At 61.6% G+C, this 4,222-nt stretch carries 1 pseudogene; it reads right to left on the bottom strand.

Annotation, left to right across the window (positions count from 1 at the left end):
* Nucleotides 1-4,222 (bottom strand): annotated as a pseudogene (locus tag B348_RS01000000130260) (hypothetical protein); the annotation flags it as partial.

The following is a 4,222-nucleotide window of genomic DNA, read 5'->3' as shown; positions in this document are numbered from 1 at the left end:
GGGTTTCTTCGTCTTTGGCAACGAAGGTACCGGCGACGGTGCCTGTAGTGACCGAGTTCTCTTCCAGGGTGTTGGCGACAACGGTAATCACCGGCACATCGTTAACCAACGTCACATCCGGCGTCGCCGCATCGTGCGCGCTGCCTTTGTCGGCATCGGTCACGGTCAGATCAATCGCCGGCAGCTTGTTGCCCGCGTTGACGAAGTTCGCACCCGCCAGGGTCAGCACCACGGCATTGCCAACGAGGGTGTAGTAGCCATCTTTGTTGCTGTCGCCAGTGAAGGTGACTTTCAGCTGGGCAACCGGGGTTTCCACATCGCTGACGGTGAAGTTACCAGCAACGGTGCCTTCCGCCACTTGGCCTTCCACCAGGGCGTTGGCAACCACTTCGATGACGGGCAGGTCGTTGACCGAAATCACGTTGATCGGCAGCGTGATCGACTCGGACTTAGGCAACGCATCGCCATCCTGTGCCGTGGCGGTCACGGTCAGGTTGACCACGCCGTAGGCGTTTGCCACCGGGTTGTAGACCAGTGTGGCTCGGCTCCAGTCGCTGATGTCGACGCTTTGATTGCCGGCCGTCGCGGTGAAGGTGTGGCCCGCGCCATCGGAAATGGTCGCGCCTGCCGGGATGCCGCTGATTTCCAGCTTGAGCGTCTCGGAGCCATCCTTGTCGGTGGCGTAGGCGTCAATCGCCGACAGCTTGATTGCGTGGTCTTCCAGGCCGGTGTTCAGCACCTGGGTCACGCTGATATTGTCCAGCACGCCGCCGTAGGAGTTGTTGGTATCGCCGGCCGGGGCCTTGAATTCGAGCTTGGCGTCACCGTCGTCAGTGACCGGCACCACGAAGGTGTAGGTCTTCATGCCCACGACGGTGGTGTCCAGGGTGCCGACTTTGACGCCGCCCCAGAATACGTCGATCACCGAATCGTTCTCGTGACCGAGACGCGGCGAGTAGTCGACCGAGATGCTGTACGCGGTGCCGCTTTCAGCCTTGATGATGGTGTACAGGCTGGAGTCGTCGCCGGCGTTTTTCTCCAGCTCGATGACCTGGCTGTTGCCCGGGGTCTCGACGCCGTAGATGCTGCTTTGGCCGATTTCGACTTTGCCGTCGCTGTTGCCGGTCATCCACTGGGTGGCAGGACCGGTGCCGGCTGCATTGTTGGCATTGCCGACGGCGACGGTGCCCCACGAACCGTTGAGGTTCGCGCTGTCGAAGTTGATCGCGCTGACGACGCCGCCACCGAGCAGGCCCAGGTGCGGGGTGTCGGTGACCGGTGCAATGGTCACAGGCGCGGTGGTGACGTCGCTGGCTTTACCGGCATTGTCGACCGCCGTGAAGGTGACCGCCGTTGTGCCGCTCCAGTCAGCCGTTGGGTTGAAGTAGACCAACGCCTTGCCGTCAGCGCCCGCAGGCACCGAGTCACCGACCTTGAGTTCGGTGGTCATGCTTTCGTCGCTGTACAGCTTGCCGTTCTCCGGCAAGGTGGTGATGACGAACTTGGCAACGCTGCCGTCCACATCGGCGCCGCTCAGTACGATCGTGGCCGCGTGGTCTTCGTCTGCGCCGGTAGAGCTACCGGTTGCAGTCGGGGCATCGTTGAACAGCTCGACAGTCACCTTGCCATTCGCAGTGCTGGTTTCTGGCGGCTCACGGTCGAGGTTACCGCCACCGTTATCGGTGACAGAGATGCTCACGGTGCGATCAGTACCGGCCGGGTTGTTGCCCGGGGCCTGGAAGGTGATCGCTTCAACCAGCTTGATGAAGTCGGCGGCGCTGCTGCCGGCCGGCAAGTTGCTGGTCAGGGTGTAGACGATCTTGCCATCGGCGGCGCTGCCGCTTTCGGTGATGGTGATACCGGCAACGGCGAGGGCCTTGAGCACGTCGGCGTTGGTGAGCAGGTCGCCAGACACCAGGTGATCAACGGTGACCACCACTTTGCTGAAGGTTTGGTTGTCGACGTCGGTGATGCTCAGTTTTTCAACCAGTGCCACGGCGCCTTTTTGCTCGACAAACTTGGTGCTGTCGAAGCTGATCACCGGCGCATCGTTGACCGGCACCACGTAGATCACGGAGGTCACTGGCGCCGAATCCGCCTGGCCGTCGTTCACGGTGATGGTCAGGTTGCGGTTGACCGGGCTCGGGTCTTCGCTTTCGCTGGCGAAGTGCACCGAGCGCAGGACTTCCTGGTATTCAGCCTTGGTGGCTTCGCCGGACAGGGTCAGCACACCGGTGGTCTTGTCGTAGCTGACGGTGATCTTGGTGTTGCTGACATCCGCGATCAGCACGTCGTCGGTCAGGTGGTTGACCAGCGTGACCTTGGCGCTTTGCAGGGTGGTGTTGTCGACGTCGGTGATGGTCAGGTTCGCCGCGACGTAGCCGCCTGGCTTGCCTTCGATGTAGGTGTCGCCGAACGCGTTGGTCGATTCGTTGCCCAGTACTGGCGCGTCGTTGACGGCTGTAACCACCACGCTGATCTTGCCGGTGGTGACTTCTTCAACGCCGGTGCTCTGCTCTTTGGCGGTGGCTTTCACGGTCAGGTCGAAGCTGGCGGTCGAGTCCTTGAACGGGGTAACGCTCAGGGTGCCCAGGTTCCAGGTGCTCACGTCGTACAGCGTGTTTGCGCCGGTCGAGGTGATGGTATGGGTGCCGTCAGTCAGCACGGTGCCTTCCGGCAGGCCGCTGATTTCGACCTTGTGGGATTCCGAGCCGTCGGTGTCGACAAACTTGACGTCAATCGGCGCGATCTTGATCGCGGTGTCTTCCAGGCCGTGGTTGTAGACGTTGCCGGTGTAATAGCCTTCGCCATTCACCACGTGGCTATCGCCCAGCACCATGCCGGCGTCTTTCAACGCTTCGATACTGGTGTAGGTCTGCACGCCGCTGCTGCCCAGCGATACCGACGGGCCGTTGTTGACCGACACGTTGACGTTGTAGTTGCCCGGGCCGTTCTGGTTGTAGTGGTAGATGTCGAGGGTGTAGTAACCCGACTCGGTCGGCGTGAAGGCCGAGCCATTGATACCGCTGCCTTGGCTCCAGGTCTCGGAAGCAACCAGCTTGCCGCCCACGGTGATTGCCAGGCTGTCGTCGGCTGTACCGGTGAAGGTGTAGCTCTTGCCGGCTTCCAGGTAGACCAGGCCCGAGACTTTTGTCGCGGTGCCTTCGGCCACGTTGCCGTTGTTGACATCGCTGGTCACGCCCGTGGTGGCTGCGCTACCGGCGGCTTGGCCGTTGATCACCTTGATCAGGGTGTTGGAGTCGGTCACGCCTTGGCCGTTGGTGCCCAGGGCACCCGGCAGGTTGCCGCCGGTCCAGGTCTGAATGGTCAAACCGGTTGGCACCTGGCCGATGGTCAACACCGGCACATCCGTCACCGGGTGGATATCCACGGTGATGGTTTTGGTGTCGCTGTAGGAGTTGCCGTCGGTGGCCTGGAATTTCAGCTCGGTGTAGTCACCTTGCTTGTTGCCCACGCCAGTGCCGCCGAAGGTGTCATCGCCGGATTCGTTTTCCGCCGGGCTGTAACGCACGTTGTGCGCATCGAAATCAGCCTGGGTGAAGACCTTGCCTGCCGAGGTGTCGGTTTTCAGGTCGGCCGTGGTGAGCTTGACCCACTCGCCGTCGACTTTGTACTCGATGGAACCGGCCGGCAGGCTGGTGAACACCACGCCTGGGCTGGTGGTGTCTTCATCCTGAACGCCGAAGGTCGCCCAGGTCAGTTCGATCGGGGTGTCTTCGTTGCCTTCGATGTGGTTGTCGATGGCGGTCGGGGTGTCGTCAACCAGGGTGACGGTCGGTTGGCCAGTGCCGTTGGAGTGCAGGCCTTGTGGGTCGGTGACGGTCAGGTCGATTTTTGGCAGCTGGTTGCCGGCGTTGACGAAGTCGGCGCCTTTTTGGGTCAGCACGACGTTGTTGCCGGAGAGGCTGTAGTAGCCGTCGGCGTTGCTGTTGCCCGTGAAGTCGATGGTCAGGCCATCACGCGGGGTTTCTTCGTCGGTCGCGGTGAAGGTACCGGCGACGGTACCGGCGCTGGCGGTGTCCTCAACAATGATGTTGGCCGCAATTTCGATTACCGGCACATCGTTATGCAGGTTGACCACTGGCTGGTCGGAACCCTTGGAGTTCAGGCCTTCTGGGTCGGTGACGGTCAGGTCGATTTTTGGCAGCTGATTACCAGCGTTAACGAAGTTCGCGCCCGCTTGGGTCAGCACGACGTTGTT

This window comes from Pseudomonas sp. CBZ-4 (genome assembly GCF_000346755.1).
In the GTDB taxonomy this organism is placed as follows: Bacteria; Pseudomonadota; Gammaproteobacteria; order Pseudomonadales; family Pseudomonadaceae; genus Aquipseudomonas.
Note: the sequence above shows the minus strand (reverse complement) of the source record. Positions and strands in the feature narration are given on the sequence as shown.